The organism is Pseudomonas sp. R4-35-07 (assembly GCF_003852235.1).
In the GTDB taxonomy this organism is placed as follows: domain Bacteria; phylum Pseudomonadota; class Gammaproteobacteria; order Pseudomonadales; family Pseudomonadaceae; genus Aquipseudomonas.
In genome coordinates this window covers 4,962,849-4,981,493 of record NZ_CP027732.1, presented here as the reverse complement: position 1 = coordinate 4,981,493, position 18,645 = coordinate 4,962,849, and the positions used below count along the sequence as shown (strand labels likewise).

General features: G+C 47.2%; 17 protein-coding genes. 4 read left to right on the top strand and 13 right to left on the bottom strand.

Annotation, left to right across the window (positions count from 1 at the left end):
- Positions 1–364 precede the first annotated feature (364 nt).
- From C4J89_RS22760 to C4J89_RS27010, 3 genes are all read right to left on the bottom strand, one after another.
- Positions 365–556: a hypothetical protein gene (locus C4J89_RS22760; protein ID WP_124415623.1), complete on the bottom strand. Its 192-nt coding sequence runs from the start codon at positions 554–556 to the stop codon at positions 365–367.
- Between the two features lie 102 nt (positions 557–658).
- Complete coding sequence (locus C4J89_RS22755; protein WP_124415622.1) at positions 659–1,600, bottom strand: hypothetical protein; 942 nt, start codon at positions 1,598–1,600, stop codon at positions 659–661.
- Positions 1,601–1,697: 97 nt separating this feature from the next.
- Positions 1,698–1,862 (bottom strand): hypothetical protein, encoded by a 165-nt coding sequence (locus C4J89_RS27010; protein ID WP_177413016.1) that lies wholly within the window; start codon positions 1,860–1,862, stop codon positions 1,698–1,700.
- Positions 1,863–2,789: 927 nt separating this feature from the next.
- On the opposite strand from C4J89_RS27010, the gene C4J89_RS22745 reads away from it, so the two are divergent.
- The 3 genes from C4J89_RS22745 (at position 2,790) to C4J89_RS22735 (ending at position 5,744) form a co-directional block, all read left to right on the top strand.
- Positions 2,790–3,311: a hypothetical protein gene (locus C4J89_RS22745; protein WP_124410811.1), complete on the top strand. Its 522-nt coding sequence runs from the start codon at positions 2,790–2,792 to the stop codon at positions 3,309–3,311.
- The gene (locus C4J89_RS22740) at positions 3,308–4,528 is read left to right on the top strand and encodes a DGQHR domain-containing protein (protein WP_256657816.1); all 1,221 of its coding nucleotides are present in this window, start codon (positions 3,308–3,310) and stop codon (positions 4,526–4,528) included. Before C4J89_RS22745 ends, C4J89_RS22740 begins: the two co-directional genes overlap by 4 nt.
- Before the next feature lie 418 nt (positions 4,529–4,946).
- The gene (locus tag C4J89_RS22735; RefSeq protein WP_124410810.1) at positions 4,947–5,744 is read left to right on the top strand and encodes a hypothetical protein; all 798 of its coding nucleotides are present in this window, start codon (positions 4,947–4,949) and stop codon (positions 5,742–5,744) included.
- A gap of 371 nt (positions 5,745–6,115) precedes the next feature.
- On the opposite strand, the gene C4J89_RS22730 is transcribed toward C4J89_RS22735, so the two are convergent.
- From C4J89_RS22730 to C4J89_RS22690, 10 genes are all read right to left on the bottom strand, one after another.
- A complete protein-coding gene (locus C4J89_RS22730) occupies positions 6,116–6,481 on the bottom strand; it encodes a DndE family protein (RefSeq protein ID WP_124410809.1) in 366 nt (121 codons plus the stop codon).
- Positions 6,478–8,490 carry a DNA sulfur modification protein DndD gene (gene dndD, locus C4J89_RS22725; protein ID WP_124410808.1) on the bottom strand — a complete coding sequence of 671 codons (2,013 nt, stop codon included), beginning with the start codon at positions 8,488–8,490 and terminating at the stop codon, positions 6,478–6,480. Before dndD ends, C4J89_RS22730 begins: the two co-directional genes overlap by 4 nt.
- Entirely contained in the window at positions 8,487–9,203 is a 717-nt protein-coding gene (locus tag C4J89_RS27255) for a hypothetical protein (protein WP_256681758.1), read from the bottom strand. The genes dndD and C4J89_RS27255 overlap by 4 nt, the downstream gene beginning before the upstream one ends.
- Positions 9,204–9,259: 56 nt before the next feature.
- Positions 9,260–10,012, bottom strand: coding sequence for a DNA phosphorothioation system sulfurtransferase DndC (gene dndC / locus C4J89_RS27250; protein WP_256681757.1), 753 nt, complete (start codon positions 10,010–10,012; stop codon positions 9,260–9,262).
- Positions 10,009–11,091, bottom strand: a complete 1,083-nt coding sequence (dndB, locus tag C4J89_RS22715) for a DNA sulfur modification protein DndB (RefSeq protein WP_124410806.1) — start codon at positions 11,089–11,091, stop codon at positions 10,009–10,011. Before dndB ends, dndC begins: the two co-directional genes overlap by 4 nt.
- A 254-nt stretch (positions 11,092–11,345) precedes the next feature.
- Entirely contained in the window at positions 11,346–12,320 is a 975-nt protein-coding gene (locus C4J89_RS22710; protein ID WP_124410805.1) for a hypothetical protein, read from the bottom strand.
- A gap of 688 nt (positions 12,321–13,008) precedes the next feature.
- Positions 13,009–14,619 (bottom strand): ATP-dependent endonuclease, encoded by a 1,611-nt coding sequence (locus tag C4J89_RS22705; RefSeq protein WP_164487603.1) that lies wholly within the window; start codon positions 14,617–14,619, stop codon positions 13,009–13,011.
- Positions 14,619–15,812: a DUF262 domain-containing protein gene (locus C4J89_RS22700; protein WP_124410803.1), complete on the bottom strand. Its 1,194-nt coding sequence runs from the start codon at positions 15,810–15,812 to the stop codon at positions 14,619–14,621. The genes C4J89_RS22705 and C4J89_RS22700 overlap by 1 nt, the downstream gene beginning before the upstream one ends.
- 492 nt (positions 15,813–16,304) lie before the next feature.
- Complete coding sequence (locus C4J89_RS22695; RefSeq protein WP_256657815.1) at positions 16,305–16,997, bottom strand: hypothetical protein; 693 nt, start codon at positions 16,995–16,997, stop codon at positions 16,305–16,307.
- 162 nt (positions 16,998–17,159) lie between these two features.
- The gene (locus C4J89_RS22690; protein WP_124410802.1) at positions 17,160–17,492 is read right to left on the bottom strand and encodes a hypothetical protein; all 333 of its coding nucleotides are present in this window, start codon (positions 17,490–17,492) and stop codon (positions 17,160–17,162) included.
- A 521-nt stretch (positions 17,493–18,013) separates the two neighbouring features.
- Here C4J89_RS22690 and C4J89_RS22685 point away from each other — a divergent pair.
- Positions 18,014–18,544: a LasR-specific antiactivator QslA gene (locus C4J89_RS22685; RefSeq protein ID WP_124410801.1), complete on the top strand. Its 531-nt coding sequence runs from the start codon at positions 18,014–18,016 to the stop codon at positions 18,542–18,544.
- The last annotated feature ends 101 nt before the right edge of the window (positions 18,545–18,645 follow it).

The window sequence follows — 18,645 nt, the reverse complement described above, 5'->3', positions numbered from 1 at the left end:
GAGACGATAACGGTATAGACTGCTGAGCGACAGTTTTTCGGTCCTGCAGCTTTAAGTACAACGAATGTTTCCGCATCGTCCGTTCACTACACATTGTTACCTGCAGGCATGCGTCGGCAGCAGCCTTCAGTGGAAAGGTGGGATTGGGTCGAAAACAGAGGTTCGAGCCTCACCGCCATCGACCCATGGCAGCCCTTCATGAAAAACAGCTGTCGGCCGATTCTGTTGAAAAAGTCGGCTTCAATTTCCACGGCAGAAAAGTACGCGCCTGAGATTGAAATTCATGTGTTGTTGCGCAGAAAAACTCAGGTCAGATTGGACATAGCAGCGTGCAAAAGCGGCGTTTTCACAACTCAATGTATGGCTAGCCAAGCCACGTCGACTTCTTCACCACAATCGGCCAAGAGCGGACGCTGGGCCATTCACAGCATCCCTTACAGAGTGGCTTGATATCTTCCTTAGCAAGGCACTGGTCGGTGGCGGTATCCTGATCGAGCCACCAGCGCGCCATGTCGCCCAGCCCGTATTGTCGTTGCAGCACTTCCTGCTTGTTCATCAACCCGGCCCCATGGCCGTTTCAACAGTACTTCAAAGGTATCTTTCGGGTGTTTGCTGGGGAGATTCGGGGGAATGGTTGAAGGTTTCCGGCTGGCTGGAATCACTTAAAATTGTCGTGGGCGTCAACGATGTAAGCCAAGTCTCTGCCGGGCGCTTTCAACTCCGCTTCACTTACGGCCAGGTGAGCCTCGCTGATTTTGAATGGCATCTCGGCGAGGGCTTTGAACTTGAGTTTGGTCAACGACTCGAGTACCTCCGCAGCGCCAGTGACGATGGTTCTCAGGGTGCTGGTCGAGAATTTCGCTTTCTGGATCTTCATGTATTGCTGGTATTCATCCAGAAGGTACCGAATCTCATCCCGCAGGTGATCGGGGTTCAGGTCCTTGCGTTCGGAGGTCTTGTTCATCCAGTTTTTCAGACGCCTGAATTTGATCTTCGCTTCCTCATCATTTCGCCAATCCAGTATCGCTTCCCATGGTGTTTCGAGGCTTGGTTGGGGAACGTTGGCAAGCATCAGATCTAGAACGAGATTCTGGTTGTCCTGGCACGCGGCCTTGGATTGCTGTTGTTGCAGGGACCTGCTGTCAAGAATGATGGGGATGTTATACAACGAGTTGCGGATTCCTGAGATTCCCAATTCAGGCGTCGCGTCTATAAGCAATTCGGGACGAATCATCTCTGACAGAGTTTCTTCGAATGAACCTTTCCCTGGCTGGAAGTAGCGCGTGCTCTGTGCTGTCCTAATGACCCATACCGGCAGGTTGCGGTCAAAATCTTCCATCTCGAATCCTGACGATCTCGGATCTTCCGTTGGAGCATCCAGCAGACCATGGTCGAACAGCAAGGTGAGATCGGTGGAGACGCGGCTAATCTGATCTTCATTGTAGTAGGCAACTGACAAGGGAAATCGCGCGCGTTTGGCACGAGGAATGCTCGTCAGGAATACTAGGGCTACCTTGTCGACCATCAAGACGGATTTCTTGAGAGTCTCCAGCGAATCCTCTCCAACAAAGGGCAGCAAAGCGGTTCCAGCGTTGTCCATGGGCAGGTACCAAGCAAGTAATGGAGCAGGATGTATGACCCGACAGCCCGTCAGGTCCGTGCATTGCCAGGCAGAATGCCAATACTGCCACGCTTCTTCAACCCGTCCCGACCTGCGTCGCCGGCAACAGATTCCTGCTCCAGATCGCCGCCAGATCCTCCTCGCTGAATCCGGCATCCTGTTCGCTGAGGACGTAGTCCTTGCCTTTTGCCTTGACTGCCTTGAGCTGGCGATCAGAGAGGCGGAGGGCTGGAGGAGGCATGAGAGCTACCTCTGACACCGTTTTGGTATTCCAAAAATTGCACCGGAGAGCTTGGAATACCATTTGGAATACCCAAACGGCTGGAACTCAAAAAACCTTTGAGGAGCCCCGTAGCGCTAACCCTTGATTTCACTGATTTTCAGGCACAAAAAAAGACGTCCAGGGACGTCTTTTTTCGTTGAAGTGGTGGAGCCGGGGTAAGTTGAATGACAGCGGTAACTTTTTGATTTCAGACGTTAAACGCGATTTTTATTTTCGGCTGGAATACCAGTTGGAATACCGTTCAGTTGAAAATTGCTTCGCCCAGGATTGTTCAGAGGTTCCAGTAGAGTATCGTGCGGGCAAGAATGGTCATTGCCGGAAATGCCGCGAATATTTATGTGTGGTAAGCGCTTCTTTAGCCGCCGGCTACGCAGTCGATTCGCGTCCCTATAGAGGAGGCCCCCGCTCCTGATCAGTTGGGCGCTAGACCTCAGTCGGGTAGTAATCCCCCTTGTGTAGCTCCGAGCGGAAGGTCGTTTGATCCGCTGCGCCATATTTGCTTCGCTTCCTCTTACGCCTCCGAAACACCTGCAAGCAACCGGGATCTCGGCCTTGAGCCACATTCTCGCTATTTCGAACCAAGCGTTCCCTCATCATTTTCGACCTCCTAGCCGGAACTTGACGTTTTTTTTGTTCTTGCAAGTAGGCTGAAGCCGGGAGTGCTCAGTGGCTCTGAGTGATATAGCCTTAGGTGATGGTATGTTGCTACTATCAGTCGCTCGGAAGGCCGAATTTCAAGGAGAATCACATGCCCTGCCTTAAAGCACTACTGCGGAAAAACCAAACATCTTTGAAGAAATAGTCTCGGAGTTTCGGTAAGCGATCCAGTGCGATTCATACCTGATCGATGGATTAAGTGTTCCAAATAGATGAATGGATCGGACGATGGATGAGAATGAAACCAATTATTGGTACCAATTTAGAGCTGCTCTTGCATCACGGTCAAAAGATCCCTGGGGGCACCCTTCTTTCGTGATGTTCTTTTTTGTCGGTGTTTTGTTTTTTGGCGGCCTTGGAATATGGGTGGAGATAGTGCGAGTTAACGTGCTTCTATCGGATGAAGCCAGTTTTAAAACTATCTGCTTTGCGATAAATGTATTTTATCCCTCGTTAGGCTGTGCATCAATGCTGCAGTTTATTATGGGGGATTATCCGAAAATGCTCCGTGCGTTAGGTGTATTGCTCTGTCTGATTTTTGTTGTTGCATGCGGTTCAATTGGATTTCTGCAGTTGTACACTCCATTTGGTTTGGTTGTTGAAATCATCCTTTCAGCTCTTGCGTTATGGTGCTGGTGGATAGCCAACGCAAAGAATCCTGATTTCCTAGAGCCGGATCCTACAGCTGCATCTGGGCCCGCAGATGTGAGCACTCCACTCTCAGGCACTTTAGATGGATTTAAGGTATGAAAATGAATAAGGCAATTACGTATCCGTTGACGGTGCCTGCACTGCAGGTCCTTCAACCTCTTGGGGTCTTTTATGTTATATCGCTCCCCGCTAAGATAGTACTTCAAGTTGCTGAAAGCGAACGGTTACGAGCGGTCTATTCTAGCGAGACAGGAACTTACCACCTAGAAGGTACCCAGCGAGAGAGACAAGAAAAACGACTGGACTCAATTACGGACTATATAAATCGGTCTGATGCCGCCTTCCCCAATGCGATAATATTAGCAGCTAATAGTCGATCAGATTTTGAATTGGATAATGAAGGGCAAGATGAGTTTGGAAGCGAGCAACTAGAATGGTCTGTTTCAGAAGGGGCAAATGGGGGCTATGAGCTCACTATTCCTTCTGAGGCTAAAACTGCCTCAATAATCGATGGCCAGCACCGTCTATTTGGATTCGTAAATGCAAGCCCAGAGCGGCTCGAAATGGATTTAGTGTGTGCAGTGTTCATAGATTTGCCGCTGCCTTTTCAAGCGCAGCTGTTCGCTATAATCAACTCAACGCAAAAGCCGGTCGATAAGAGTCTGACTTATGAGCAGTTTGGCTATAATATTGATGATGAGACTCCAGAGTTTTGGACCCCGGAAAAACTTGCAGTTTTTTTGACCAGAAAACTAAGTACCGAGGCCGGTTCGCCTGTACAAGGCAGAGTGTTAATAGCTCCTAAAAAAGATGCACATCTATTAGCGCTATCTTCAGGTCGCTCTTGGCGTGTGTCAACGGCCGTTATAGTTGAGGGCATCCTTAGACTTATTTCATCTAATCCTAAGCGTGACGCTAATTTCATGCTAACAGGGAAAAAAAGTTCTAGAGAAAAGCTGGTAGAGTTTCGTAGGGATAAGTCGCCATTGCGCGATCTTTATTTGCAAGGAAATGATGCTCTAATATATAAGATTGTAAGTAATTACTTGGCCGCCTGCGATGCTGTATTTTGGGGTGTGGCTACAGACGAATCGTTTATTACCAGAACAATCGGGGTACAAGCTCTACTGGATCTCCTTCGGTTGACGGTTGTAGGTGCTTTGGAGAATAAGGATATCAGTGTCAATTATTTCATAAAAGTCCTGACGCCCGCAGGAAATATTGATTTTTCAGACGTACAGTTTAAAAATGCGTCAGGTTCTGGGCGCTCGATAATTGCGCGATCAATTAAGGATGCTATAGGATTGAAATACTAATGTATTTAGCGCGCTTGCCTCGATCACGTTGTTTGATTTGAGCGTTATTAAGTCATTAGGCGAATCAATATTGCGCCCACAGTAATCGATTCTTAGCTAGAGCTTGCCGATAAGATCGAAATCCGATGGCTAAGAAGTTGAGTTATATGTTTTGAGGTTGATATGATTTTTAATAGTAAATATCGCTTGAAACTGTGAATTAATGAGGGCGCGTTTGTGTGTCTGAAGAGTTGGTAGCGTAATCATATAGGAAATCTGAGTTTTTGGTTTTCGGAGAATAAGCATTGGTTTTAATTTGTGGTAATTCGAAAGTGTCTATATTTTTATAGGCTATAATCTACTGCCGTATGGATGTACTTCGGATTTTATTTTTCTAATTGAAACTACTGGTGTTTGGTTTTGATAGGGACGGTGAGCCGTGAATGGTTTTAGTTTGAAATCTATAGATGCTCATTGTGCGGCCATAGTCCAGTTGTTTGTCCACGGAATGGAATCTGATTACGATGAAGAGTGGTTGGTGGGCATCTCAATGTTAGGGATTGCTTCGGGAGTAGATAGTGTTAATTATAGTCGTGAAAGATTTGATATTACTCTAGGCTATTGTGAATCAGCGGATGATTTCTCCCAGCACCAAGAGATCTTAGAAAGTAGGCTCGTAACGTCTCTGTGTAGATTTAATTTTATCTGGTCAGCGGTCGAATCTATTATCGATGTGGCGATACCTCGGAGGCTGATTGCTAATCCGTCGGGAAAAATCAATAACGCTTGTTATTTTCTAAAGCATAACGCAACTTTTAATATTGGGTTTTCATCTTATATTGCTTGTCTGGATAAGCTTAAATCCTTGATATTTCATGAGTCTCATTATGGCAAATATATAGGAGTTGGCCATTTTGGTGAGCATGTGTCTCTGGCGGGGCAGGGAATTTATATGGCTTATAAATTACGTAATAGGTTGGCTCATGGTTCGTTTGGGCTGCCTGTTACTAAGCAGGAGGATGAGACTCATGTCGATAATGAAATTGTAGAACTTTGTAGTCGGTTAGTTTTGTACTCAATTCAGATTTTGATTATGATATGCCATCGGGATTTGGTGCCTACAGTTAGTTGGGAGGGGGAGGACGTAGATTTAGAGCTTGCGTATACCCATGTACAATATAATGGATGGGTGGAAGTGCTGGAGGATCTTATGCAGTTGGAGTTGGTGTTTAATTGAGGCGTCAATATTTGAGTCGTTGTGAGTGAGTTATTTTTTGTGTGCTTGGTTGTTATATGGATGCGGAGCTGTAATAAGTGTAACGGCGTCGCTGATTTTGTCATTCCCACCCGTTTTATACTCCAGTATGGGAGTTGCGTTATAGCCTGTAGCAGGATGAATTTAATAGGTTGGGGACTTGGGAGGCGCACGCATTAAAATCGAAACCGAATTCAACGTAGGAGTAGCATTTATGAGATTCGATAGGCTAAGACTCTTAGGTTTGTGATTGCTCGCACAAAATTAAACCTAAGAGTTCCTTTGTTAAAAAGTTAGATCAAGTCGACTTTTAGATGTTAGGCAATGATTTTATCTCGCTCGCTAGACCCGATTCAGACTTTTCCGATTAGTAAAGCTACATCTTTAATAGAACGCACATGCCCCATTTTGTGCAGGCCTACCTCGATCAGAGAGGCCGCATGCCTGACTGGATCCCAGTCCAAATTGCTTTGATGTGTAAATTGTCTGAGCAGCGCTTCGTAAATATCCAAGTGCTCACCAAATAGGGTCGGAGCATTAAACTCCTGTCCTTCTAAATCCGATACGCTTGCATTGCCTAGGCCATTTTCATCGGCCAGTGCAAGGGCGATTGCGTACCTGCTTAAAATGTTAGGCGTTAGACCAGTCTTGGACTTCAGATATTTTAGTTTTGCGGTCGATGAACTGGATATCTTAAATTTATGCGGAAATTTATTCATGCGTTATTAACCCATCGCCAGAAATACCCTTCCTCGGCTTGAGTGGATCGAGTTTCTGGGTTGTATACCAGGTGATAAGAGTGGGAAATACTTCCCTGAAGCCCTTCATAAAAAGCGTAATCAATTTCTGTATCCGTCGAGAGAATAATTACTTGATGGCTAGTTTTAGGGAAGTAGTTCTCTACGAGTTTTTTACGATGAACAGAATCGAGTCGACCAAGCGGCGTGTCGATTACTACTGGCAGGCTTCGTCCCGACGTTCGTGCTAACGCCTCTAGGATAGAGATTGCGAAAATCTGCTTTTCACCTGCTGAGAGTTCATCCTTACGTAACGTCACACCTTCATCATCAATAAGAACGACCTCGAAGGAGCTCGGATCAATTTGTATGCATAGATTCCGATCTGCTTTGCGAGCGAGACCGTTAAATGATGTGAAAAATTGCGACTCAAGCTCCTTGAGCTTTTCAATGCGAGCACGTGCAGAGAACTCTCTTAAAACTTCTCTTGCATTTTGCGCAAGACCGGTTAGACGCTCTGCTTCTTGGGACTCTGCAATTTCTGTATATAGCTCATCTAACTGACGTGCTGCAGTGGACAATTGATTGAGAAGCATCTTTGCTTCTTCAACTATCAAAGATTTTTGTTCTTCTAGAACTGACAAGCGCCCTTGTAGTTGCCCTTGTTCGTTAAACAGTGGCATCAGCACTTTTTCTTCTGGAGCTCTGGCAATATTTTCTTTAGCCGATTCGATTCCGGTATCAGTGTCCTGAAGCTTTGCCACTAGACCAGTAGCTCGTTGTTGGAGCGCTCCCACATCATTCATCAGGCGGTGAGTGATGCTGGATCGCTGGGTGTCCGAGAGTTCATGTACCGGCGATAGGCTTCGATCGCTATTACTGAGCTCTGAACCGAATGTCCTAAGGAAAATATCTTGAAGGGCAGGTCGTTGCTCCTTGCCGATTTTTAGCGTCGATTCGAGTTCTGTCAGGAAATTATTTTTCTGACGCTCCAGATATTCAGAAAGAACCTGAGCTTTTTCGGCACGCTGCTCAGAGTCCAGTTGATCGAGGAGTTTTTCGTTCAATTTCCGGGTAATTGCAAACGGCAGTAAGCCACTCAGCATCTCATGCAAAGTATGCTCTATGGCCTTTTTCTCAATAACCAGTGAGTCAAGACTAGCCGTTTCCTCCTCTCTTGTAGCGCTCCAGGCACCGCCGCGCGCATTAATACTTGCCTCAATATTGGCCAGGTTTTTGTTAGCTTCTACGGTATTGACACGCATATGGACAAGTTTTTCGCGTGTATCAGAGAGCTGCCTCTTTAGATCCTCGTAAGTTCGTTCTGCTTCAGCTATTTTTTGCTTGCGATCTTCAGATGCTTTTTTTACTGAGCGGCCTCTGATGATCACGGATAGGTCAGAATGCAGCCTATCGATGAGGTCCAAGCCTAAAAGTTTGTTGATCGACTCTCGCAGCGCGTCCCCGGATGTTTCTTCAGCGAGGCTTGCGATTTTTTCGCCGTCAAAGAAGAACAGCTCAGATACGCCAATCGGGATCAACTCGTTAAGAAAAGCTTGGGCCTGATCATATGAAAGCTCGGTCAGGTGTTGGCCGTCTCTAGAAATTATAAGGCCTTCTTTGATCTTGCCGGCATGATCAACAAACCAATCCCGTGTCAATTGATAGCTCGAGATGATTCCATACTGCGCATAGCGGAAGGTAAGTTCGACAGCCGCCCGTGTAGGTTTGGCAATGCTGTTGTGTGCTCTATGGATGCAGTCACGAAGATATTGGTGATATTCGACAACTGTTGCGCCAGAGCCAAGTACGCCTTTGCCATACAAGGCAAGTTTTAGCGCGCTAAGAATGGTTGTCTTGCCGCCGCCATTTAAACCGCCGAACAAAACTATAGGTGCGTTTTTGCCTCTTTTGATCTTAGGAACCAGATCAAAATCGTGGGCTCCGCTAAAAACTCGGAAATCTAGTACTGAAAGGGAATCTATAATCATTGCAACAAGCCATCTAGTTCGGCTTTCAGAGATTCGAAAGCGGTCTTATACGTATCGTTAACTGTAGGTACGGCGCGACGTTCCAGCGCTTCATCCAGTCCCCCCCAGTCTTGCTCCAGGATTTTTTGCAGCTCCTCCAGAATTCCTTTCCGACGTGAGAGGCCTGAGAATGATAATTCGGTATCGATCAGCTTCATGATCAGGACCGCCGGCACTCCGTGCTCCTGCTCCAATGCGTTGAGGATGGCCGCATCGGGCTCAGTGAAGGCGCCAGCGTCATTCTTGATCCACTCAACCGTATCCGCCGGATAGACCTCGGCGTAAATTTTAGGGAGTGAATCAATCCAGTCCGGCTCATTCGGGTCTTTTAGCCATTGCTGGCGAATCACTTGCAGCTCATCACGGCCGATCAGTTCGATATCACGATCCGTCTCACGGATACCTTTCTCAATTTCCAGAAGCAGCTTCAGCCACTCTTTGCGATATTTCATCCAATACGGGCCAGGCACGTGTTTGGTTGCAGCATTCGTGTCGTCGTCTATAGCCCCTCTCGCGAAGGTCACTTTCCCGGTACGACGTTTGTAGTTACGGTATTCAGTTTTGTTTTCGGGGAGTGAGCTGGCATGCAGCTGGTTGCGGAACTGCAGTAGCGGCAGCATCCAATCCTCGCCGCTGTTTACGAGACCCTCGATCGCTTTGTCATGAGTCACCACGGTGCACGTCCAGCAGCCGAAGCGTGAGTTGCCACAGGATGGTGTATTGGTGTCGATTACCAGTGGGCACTCGCCAGCGTTGGAGTCTTTGTACAGCTCAAACAACACTCGATTGGACCCCCCCAAGGCCTGGCGGCACTCATGAGATATTCCCAGACATCGTCAGCGTGCCATAGCTCAATGGGCATATAGGTATAGGCATTTGGCAGGGTGCTATGCCGACCCAAAGCAGATCCATCGATTTTGTGGCGTGTGATCACCTGCGCACGCGTGTTGCTTTCCTCACGTCTCGAGCCGAGCACCACCACGACTTCACCGAACCGGGCTACCTTGTCCTTGATAAACTCGCTAACTGGATCGATTTTCATCCGCTCTGTGCACCAGCGAAACGCCTTGGTCGGCGCTGGGTAGCCCTTACCTAGGAGGTTGGCCCAGAAGGTTTCTCCAACTTTAGGGGTGACAGAATGGGCTGTCATCGGAATCTGATCTTCAACTGCTTGAGCGTTCACTGAATCAAGCACTTGGCGGATCATGTCGACTACTACAGGAGTTTCTACTCGTGTGTCGGAGGAGACGACATATACGTGCTTATGGCGCTCCTCTGGGGGCAACATCTTCAGGGCATAGTATGTGAGCGAAAGGATGACGGTAGAGTCCTTGCCGCCACTGAAACCGACTACCCAGGGGCGATTATCGGCCTTATAAATGCTTTGAAGCTCACGGACAGCGTCTGCTAACGGCCTACCAGAAATGATCGCTTCTTGGACGAAGTCATCGTGCGATGGATAGAGAAATTGATCATTACTCATTTTTGAGGAAACCTGTTTTCTAACTCTCGTTCAACCGTGGACAGCGGTACGCCAAGTTTTTTCTTGATAAGACTTGCTGTGAGCGCCACGTTCGTTGTGGCTTTGGAGATCCGACCGTGAACCATCGCGCGGCCTTCCCATTCAGGGTTGGCCCTTGACCAGTCGATATGACGGAGCTGGCTGAGGGTTGATTTCCATTCGGATTCCTTGCGGATAATCAGCTCAGCTCCGACAAGTCCCATTGCTTGCAGCATGACGCCGTGGGCATGAATGTAATTGTCCCGTAATTCGGACGTTGACAGCTCTTTGTTTTTTGCTCTGATCCAATCGGGCATCTGCAAGGAAACCTCTTCCCAGAACGTATTAGCGAGCTCCCGCTCATTCTGCGCAATGAAATCGCCTTTCCCTTTTTTCAATAAGACGCGGGAGGCGTTTTTTATGGCGCTGAGGGTGAATAGCTTAGAGCTGCGAGGTGATAGGCTAGATTTCTCTAGCTCCGTCATCCTGGAAAAAACTTCTACATTTTTGGCGAGATACCTAGCTAGATCAGAAATTTGGTCTCTATGATCGTAAAGCGTGCTGATGGAGTTACTCGGCCGCACAGCGTGCTTGTTGAGATCGGCAAACATTTGCTGACTACGATTCAGGCCCTCATCAATGAAGAAAAGCACGGGAATGTTGTCGTAGCCAAGTTCTGGATTCTCGCGAATGGCTTGCTCAATGGCTGCGCGTCGGTGCTGACCGTCATTGATTAGTATCTGAGCCTCCATCGGTATGGTCAGTGTGCCAATGCTTTGCTCAAGGCCTGTATCGAAAGCGGGATTGAAATGGACAACGCCATCCACAGAAGCCGTGATTGCGGATAGGGTGTAATCGTCGCGATTGTCAAGCAAATACGCTGAAATCTCAGGAACCCTTGCAAGGTTCAGGGTGCGCTGGGCGCGCAGGTCCGCAGGCACATTTTCTTCATTGAAAATGAATATTTTGGGTACAAGACGCATAGGGCACATTGCTATGTAGCATGGCCTCCCGGCCTGTATTCCTCTAACGCAGGGAAAAGAATGAACGTAGATACTCATGAGCCTGCATGCTTTTTCCAATGAAGTACGTTATTTTGCATAATTTTAACGTACACGCAATACCAAAAGGGCTTTTAAGTCTTGGTAAGCGGCTCATTGTACCAATCCAGCGTATGGACTCGCCGAAACGCCTGCCGAACTCCAGCACTGAAGGTGATGATTCCGACGTATTTTCAAGTCGAGAAGCTGGGATCGGGTCGGTGAATTCGGCAGATGGTTAAAAATGAAACCTACTGAACAGATCACCTAAACAATTAGGTGGCGCTTGCCTCATTAGGGAAACCCACGAGGGCGTATATTTTCAGGATCTCTTCATTTTCGGCTTCACCTTTAGCGAAGCCATCCTCATCGAAAAGATCTGGAAATAGCATATTTGCCTGGATCGTCATTTCGTATTTTATGGACGTTGAGTCATTCCCTTCCTCCGAGACTACCTCATTGACAAAAAAGAACTTGTAGAAGTCCTGCAGGTGCCTGTCATCGGTCACGAATTGAGTTCTAGCAAATTCTCGTTCATTTTGTTCTATCAGTTGTGTGAGTTGCCCAACCCTTTGAATAACTTGCACATCACCCAGCGCGTTGCTAGGGCTAAAATCAGCAGGGTCGTCCTTGAACTTGAGCACTTTTTTCGCGGCTACACAGCCGTAAATGCACGCAAGAGACGCCAAAATCAACGGGTGCCCCTTGTGAATGCTGAGGCTCGCAGCCTTCTCGCAAATATTTTGGGCCGCCTTGTACCTTTTGGCCGGCGCGATAGCATTGAAAATCCGTAGCCCATTAACGAAGCTCAAAAAATCGTGATAGCTAGGACCTAAGATCTCCGGGTGTATGCCTTTGAGAGTCGATATATACTTGGAGGCGAGGTCAATATCTTCTAGAACCCGGGCTTGTTTGAAAAAGCCTTTCAAGGCTGTCAAATCGCGGATAGCCTCCTGCGTTAATCCTTCAACATCGAAATTGCTCTGAGCATCACTAGCTTTTTCCATGAGAGCGGGTAGGTACGAAAAACCGTTGTGCGGCAGATCATTCTTCCTCAGCCAGGCCAATGACTTAGGCTCAGGCGGAGCTCCATCAGAGTCGCGTTCGAGCGATTTTTTGATGTGACTGATTGTGCAGAGATCCAAGAAAAAAAGGGTCGGGATCATTTGGCTCCATTGCCGTATGAACTCTAAATGCGCACGATTTTCCGGCGTGTTTGGTATCTGCATACGGATTTGCTGTTTTTTCATTTTTTATGACTCTGCTAATATGGCTATTTGCGGACGTATTACGTAGCTGGACTTGCAGTTCATATGCACCTTCCAGAATACATAATGGCATTTTTGGTGATTTCGACCTACGCCTCTATGAGGTCACTTCGAGCGCTAAACGCGCTACTTGGCTTCGAAGTTGGGCCCCACGTACTGCAGTGAAAAGCCCGCCGGTAATGGGTAGGCCGCACGCGTAGATTGTCGCTCAGCGCGATCTGGTGGACAAAAGCTAAGCCACTAGTAAAGCACTTGATTACAGCTGGAAACGCTGGGTTGGCGTAGTTGCGATACCTTTATCACACGGCCGCACTCATTGGCACAATTGAGCTGAGATCGCCTGCAGTCTCTCGGACGTGAAACTGAATCTTTCACGGATCACTGTGCAATGGAAAACGGGTGGGACCGCTTACGAGTTTGATTTAGTCGATGCGGCGGAATTGTCATCACCCGTATGTTTATTTGGGGGCGGTCCCCAAGCGCCTGCTGACACAGCAGGCGCGTGAGACCGATCAATTACCCGCTAAAGCGGTAACCGGTTAATCCCGCAAGGCGTGATACCCCGTACGCAGGTGAAAGGGTAATTGCAAAAAGCTTTAGGGGCGCATCGAGGCTGTAGAGAATTCGAACTCCACCTATATAGGGCTGGTGCATGTGTCAATCCTTTAAGTTACGCAAAAAAATGTGCACCATCAAAGCCAATCCTGGCCTCGAAATAAGGTTTTGAGTGCTCTGCGCAATTCACATTGCATTGATCTTTTTCCAAGTGCGTCGTAAAGCTAGGTGCAATAATTTCCATTTCAAGAGACTCGGCTACTCGTTGCACCGCACAGTTTTCTTTTCGAAGTTTTATCGCCAAGTAGAACTTCATTACAAGGGCTTGGTTCTCCGGGAACTGATACCACTTTCTTAGTACTGCATCGACAAGATCCCTTTTGTTTTTTCTGCACGCCTGCGCTATTTTTGCGTAACGATCGTGATGATCTCCATGGCGAGCGTCTTCAATTGCATCTCTCAAACGATCAGCGCCAATATCTAGCCATTGCGCGATATCATCTATATGGGAATCTAAAACTGTCCAAATCTCAAGTTCTGGTGTGAGTTTTTGTGCTGATGGCAGTGCAGTTGTGTAAATATGTTTTCCGGATAGCGGCTTTATTTCTGCTGATTGATCTGCATCTAGAACTGCGATGATTTCAAATGGCGGGCTCGGCGTAGGTTCGTAATGCTTCACAATTTTTTCAATATTAGAATCACAACGCATCTGAATTACAGAGAAGTCTGTGAGCATATCTGGATCCATTTTGTCCAGTATGTACTCAAGGAAAAATCTTGCTAATTCGTCTTCTACAATGTAAATGCCTAGAGTGTTGCTGGATAGCCCCAATGCTGAAAGATATTTCTTTACATGCTTGGGATTAGAGATGGCCGAACGGTTTTCCATACAATATTGTGACAAAATTCTGATGTTATCTATACCCACTTTGGACAGGATGTGCTCTGAGTGAGTTGATAAAATGACCCATAGCTTCTGAGCGAACGATTGGTCTGCAATCATATCCATTAAGCGTAGCTGGCTGTACGCCGAAATAAAGTTCTCAGGCTCTTCTATGAATAGCAGGCTTTTTGGTTCTATATAGTGATAAATAAACCATGCGACGTATAAGCAAGCTAGTTCGCCCATCCCCATGTCGGTATTTGTATAGCTTGAACCGTTAGGGAGCACTACCTTAAAGTAAGGAAAAGGGAATCCATACTCGTGTGGCATTGCATCAGGCACCTCATAGAAAACTAGTGTTTGATAACTTTTTCCGACCAGATTTTCAATCATGGACTTGAATTTAGGTTCATTGAAAGAGCGATTGTCGTCAACTCCCTCTAGAAGCTCTTCCACATTATCAGTGCTCCTTAAATACTCTATGATCCTGGTACACTCCCGTGAGGGTTCCAAGTAATAGGCGCTGAAACCACCAAGGATGGTGTCCTCTGGGGAGCAAACCTTGCTGTTTTTAACAATGGTTGCCTCAAAATCAGAATCAGAGAATTTGCTATGGGCCCCGGTAACGTCACCATCTTTGAATGCGGAATATAAGAATTTTATTAAAGTGGTTTTTCCAACACCATTTTTTCCGCATATAGCGGTGATTGCAGATTTGAAGTTTAGGTCGACTTCGCTTTTGAATCCAGAGATACCACGAGCTTTAATGTCCAAAAGGCGGCACGGGTATTTATCAATTTTCAATACATTGCGCCAAGCATCACTGATAGCTGCTAATCTCATTACTCCATCCTCCATTTTACTGCAGCATCCTCGATTAGCGTTTTTATTTCATCGCTGCCATCTCTTATTGATTCTATAATAGCTGCGATTGTTTCGTCCTCCGCTCGGTATAGAGAACAATTTTTATAGCCTGATAAGGCTAGGCTGATATTTATAACCATATCGCGAATTAGGATGGAACTTGTGGATGTTACGCGTGATGATGATCGCTCGATATATAGAAGTAAAAGCTCACGCAGAGAGCCTCGGTCAAAGCCAAAATAATCCGCAATGCTCTTGTCAATTTGTAAGTTGTTTTTTACTTTATTTTTTGCGAGCTCTAAATAGATAAAGCCTCTGAAGAACTGCTCATCGTGTAAATCGCCTCCGTCAATCAATTCGCTAGCTAAAAGATACAGCCAGTTAAATGACGAGGCCTTTGTCAAATTTATATCATCTTCGCTTGATATTAAGTTTTCTTTGACTTGGACAAGGAAGTCAATTGCGCCTTTGACTGCGTTTGTGATTTCTGGAGAAAACCCTTCCTTGTTTCTAAATCTCGCGGTTAGTGAGCGGTCGCTGATTGGAGTTCTTAGGCCTGAATTCTCTAAAATAAAACAAACCCTTGTCAGTAGATCGTTATACGCCATGCGAGAGTTGGAAAATCCAAGAACTGTTTTGTCGATCCCCTGTTTTGCCATGTAGGAAACCAACGATGAAACCTGATCTCTTATGCTGCCGAAAAAAGCATTGCGTTGTTCAGCTGACGTTAGTTTTACTGATTGGTTGAGACGATGAAATAACTCGCCGGGTTCACCATGGTTGTAATGGGTGATTTCATATATTTTTAGCAGGTACCGCTGGAATTCTAGTTTTTTATCTTCAGGTAAAGCAGAATATTTTAACCCTCCTAACTCAACAATATCGTCATCTAAGGGTTCAATTGCACCATCCATTGCAAACTTATTTTGCATGAAGTCTCGAATGGCTGTTAGTCGTTGTTGGCCGTCAAGAACTTCTGCTTTATGCGCATCTATACGTACCAAGTGAATTGGAGGAACCTGCCATCCGCGGAAGATTGAGTCTATCAATAATTTTTTTTTGTTTGAGTCCCATACCTCTCCTCTCTGGAAGTCAGGTCTCAAATCGATGTTATCTGAGATAATGTCATCAAAAACGCTTTTTATTTTTTCATCTCTTGGTGTGACGTTCATTTCTTCTCCTAAAATGTCACGGATGACAGCTTTGTGTTTGGCTAGAAGGATGTACAGTGTTAACTATAAAGTGGCGTGAATTGGCGAAGATTGCTAAATATCATGTGAGCACAATAGTCGTCGTGCGCCGGTCTGGCTCTGCCTGGTCTGAAGGTTTTAAGTCCGTTGGAAATGCTTAACATGACGTCCTGTCCTGAATGATACGCAGAATGAATTTTTGTGTGCGCTGATGTTATCTGAATTTCCGCACGTTTCGTAGGCGCCTTGAGTGACGGGTACTGACCGAAACTAGTGCTTTGGCTGAGGCCCGATTCTGGACGGTAGCTGCTTTAGGCCTGGACGACAGCTACTGGCTGGAATCGGCCTTATTCAACTGACCGTTTTGGCCAATGCTCCCACTCCCCGGGGGGGCTAGCTCTCAGATCCTGCCTACTAAACAAATGATGGGTTGCTGACGAAACCGAGTCAACGCTGGTTCTGGGTAGCAATCCTTCAGTAGTCTGGCTGATTGGACTCCATCTCCCCGAGCCAGTCATACGCGCCGTTGAGCCAAAGGAAGATGCTATCGAGCACATCCCGTAAGTGCCGGATGTTGATGTGCGTAATGTCGGACAGGTGCTCTTTACCATATCTGGTCGTTGCGTAGCGAAACGCCATTGAATCCGGATCGACGTCGTTTAATTGGCGAATAAAGCCGTGAACCGCACTGACTTCGGTTTCCGGTTGATTCGGGCCGAGCTCTTTAAGCAGTTTGCGTAACTCCGACCACATTGGCATCAATGAATGTTTTTCATAGTTTCTAGCCTCTAGGCCTGCTAAGTTACGAGCTGTCGTCAGCATCAGCTTAAGCTGTAGCTCCAGAGCATGTCGGTACAAGAACAGCAGCGGATAGATTCCGCTATCAAGTGGCACTTTTCGATTTGCCATGGCTTCCATCAAGCCATCAGCAGCGTCTTTATATGCGAAGGCGTAGAGATCAGCTCGGAAGTGAGACCAGTTCAGCATAGCGTTGTATTGCCAGTCTTCCCCTTGGATGAAAAGTTGCTGCCCAATAAAATCGGATGGCCACCGGATATTTTCAAGCAAAGGGTCAAGAGTGCTCTGGCTGTCATCGTCCATGGCATTATCTCGCAATGAAAACATTTCTGAGATTGTAGCGGTCTTTGGCGCGTTGAGCAGCGTCAAGTAGCGCTTTTGGATTGAGCGGTTGCTGGCCCCGGTCTCCATTGGTGCTTAGATAAAAGTATCACTATGTAGTGTTTAGTGGGTTCCAGAAATGGTTTATTTTTTTCTGCCTTTACGGAGTCCAATCCAAGGGGCGCGGTAATGCAAGGCTAAAAATCTAGCCTACATCGACTCAACCAATATCACTTCCACAAATCTAAATTTTTTCCTGGCGGTTCTAACAGCTTCTTGCTCCGCGATGAGCGAGCTCAACGTATCAACCTCATGTACCATCTCTTTCATTTGGCCTTCAAACTCGTTTCCCACCCGAAGCGTGACTTTCAGTCTTGGCGTGAAGGCTCTTGAGACTTTCCTTTTCTTCGCTTCCTTTACAGGTTGTACGAATACGACATCCGGAGCGGTGCCTTGCGTGTGTGAGTTAATTGCCGGTTTAGGAGACTCAATTTCACCGAATAGCGCCAGGCGCATTTCTTCTTCCGTCAACTTTGTATTCATACTATTTCTCTAGAGGGTGGCCATATGTGCCGATTCTAGCAGTGCGGTCGGAGTTTGTAGTCACTCGGTCATACGTAGGCGATAGAGCCACCAGGCACCTGCGAGCGTTAGCGTTTTACTGGCGCCTTTCATTTGCATATGGAGTTGATTGCCATTGCACTCTTGTGTTGTTGCGGCTTCACATTTACGCTTTGCTCCGTCGCGGTCAATCCCGTGACCGGGTGTCAGAACCTGCATTGTTCGAGGCGCATAGCGCCATAGCTAGTGATTAAGTGCTTACAGAGGCTTAGCTGCTGCTTTTCTATGGCGGTCCGTGCGGGGCAGGCTTCGGCCTGGCCGGTTCCCTCGGACGCCGGTTTCTGACCCCCGTACGGTCCGCCACCCATTTCGTGTCAGAACGGTTGGGTGGACGGCTCCTTAACTGTCCGAGGAGATAAGGAAAATGCCCTGTCCCCCTTTTAAGCTCGTGCGCCACCCCGGCCGTTTTTTTGGTACCGCAAACTATCTCGGAGGACTCCGTGATGTTTGATCTCTCGCTTCTTGCCAACCTTCCCAAACCCAACACCATTGATACTGCATCGCTCACCCCTGAAGATGCTGCCATTAAACTGCGACAGGCTGCTACGCTTCGGCTTAATGGGGCACAGAGTATTTTGCTGCATTTTCCGCAGGAGGTAGAGCTGGCGGTAGAGCTGCTGGATGATGCCGCCGTGTTGTTCGACAAAGCGTTCCGGTATCTGACTGGTATTCCGGCTCAACGCATCCATCAACATATCGGTGAGTACTACGCTGTCCCGTCCGCTGAAGGCTGTCCGGGTATTCGAACACCCTGGAGCAATGAGTTTAGCTCAATGATTGAGGACGGCGTTCGTTGTGCGCAGACGTGGCTTGACGGTTCATCACTACCGCTATGGTGGGCACTGGCGCAGAACCGAAAGCGTCATCACCCAGGTGATCCACAGGAAGCGTTTGAAGCCGGTTTTTTGCTGCGGTTGCAGCAGACGCTGATCATGCGGCCTGAGGCGGTCACCCCCTCGAACAACCAGCTTTGATGCCTGATTCTGTAATTGACTTTGAGATTTTGCTTTTCCCGCCAAACCCTCCGATCCAGCGATCTTTGATCGCGCCGATCGGAGGGTTCACTCGCTTTTTT

What these genes read in the sequence shown, in the direction of transcription:
- C4J89_RS22760 (WP_124415623.1), bottom strand. Translation starts at nt 556, where the DNA reads ATGAACAAGCAGGAAGTGCTGCAACGACAATACGGGCTGGGCGACATG.
- C4J89_RS22755 (WP_124415622.1), bottom strand. Translation starts at nt 1,600, where the DNA reads ATGGACAACGCTGGAACCGCTTTGCTGCCCTTTGTTGGAGAGGATTCG.
- C4J89_RS27010 (WP_177413016.1), bottom strand. Translation starts at nt 1,862, where the DNA reads ATGCCTCCTCCAGCCCTCCGCCTCTCTGATCGCCAGCTCAAGGCAGTC.
- C4J89_RS22745 (WP_124410811.1), top strand. Translation starts at nt 2,790, where the DNA reads ATGGATGAGAATGAAACCAATTATTGGTACCAATTTAGAGCTGCTCTT.
- C4J89_RS22740 (WP_256657816.1), top strand. Translation starts at nt 3,308, where the DNA reads ATGAAAATGAATAAGGCAATTACGTATCCGTTGACGGTGCCTGCACTG.
- C4J89_RS22730 (WP_124410809.1), bottom strand. Translation starts at nt 6,481, where the DNA reads ATGAATAAATTTCCGCATAAATTTAAGATATCCAGTTCATCGACCGCA.
- dndD (WP_124410808.1), bottom strand. Translation starts at nt 8,490, where the DNA reads ATGATTATAGATTCCCTTTCAGTACTAGATTTCCGAGTTTTTAGCGGA.
- dndC (WP_256681757.1), bottom strand. Translation starts at nt 10,012, where the DNA reads ATGAGTAATGATCAATTTCTCTATCCATCGCACGATGACTTCGTCCAA.
- dndB (WP_124410806.1), bottom strand. Translation starts at nt 11,091, where the DNA reads ATGAGTATCTACGTTCATTCTTTTCCCTGCGTTAGAGGAATACAGGCC.
- C4J89_RS22710 (WP_124410805.1), bottom strand. Translation starts at nt 12,320, where the DNA reads ATGAAAAAACAGCAAATCCGTATGCAGATACCAAACACGCCGGAAAAT.
- C4J89_RS22705 (WP_164487603.1), bottom strand. Translation starts at nt 14,619, where the DNA reads ATGAGATTAGCAGCTATCAGTGATGCTTGGCGCAATGTATTGAAAATT.
- C4J89_RS22700 (WP_124410803.1), bottom strand. Translation starts at nt 15,812, where the DNA reads ATGAACGTCACACCAAGAGATGAAAAAATAAAAAGCGTTTTTGATGAC.
- C4J89_RS22690 (WP_124410802.1), bottom strand. Translation starts at nt 17,492, where the DNA reads ATGAATACAAAGTTGACGGAAGAAGAAATGCGCCTGGCGCTATTCGGT.
- C4J89_RS22685 (WP_124410801.1), top strand. Translation starts at nt 18,014, where the DNA reads ATGTTTGATCTCTCGCTTCTTGCCAACCTTCCCAAACCCAACACCATT.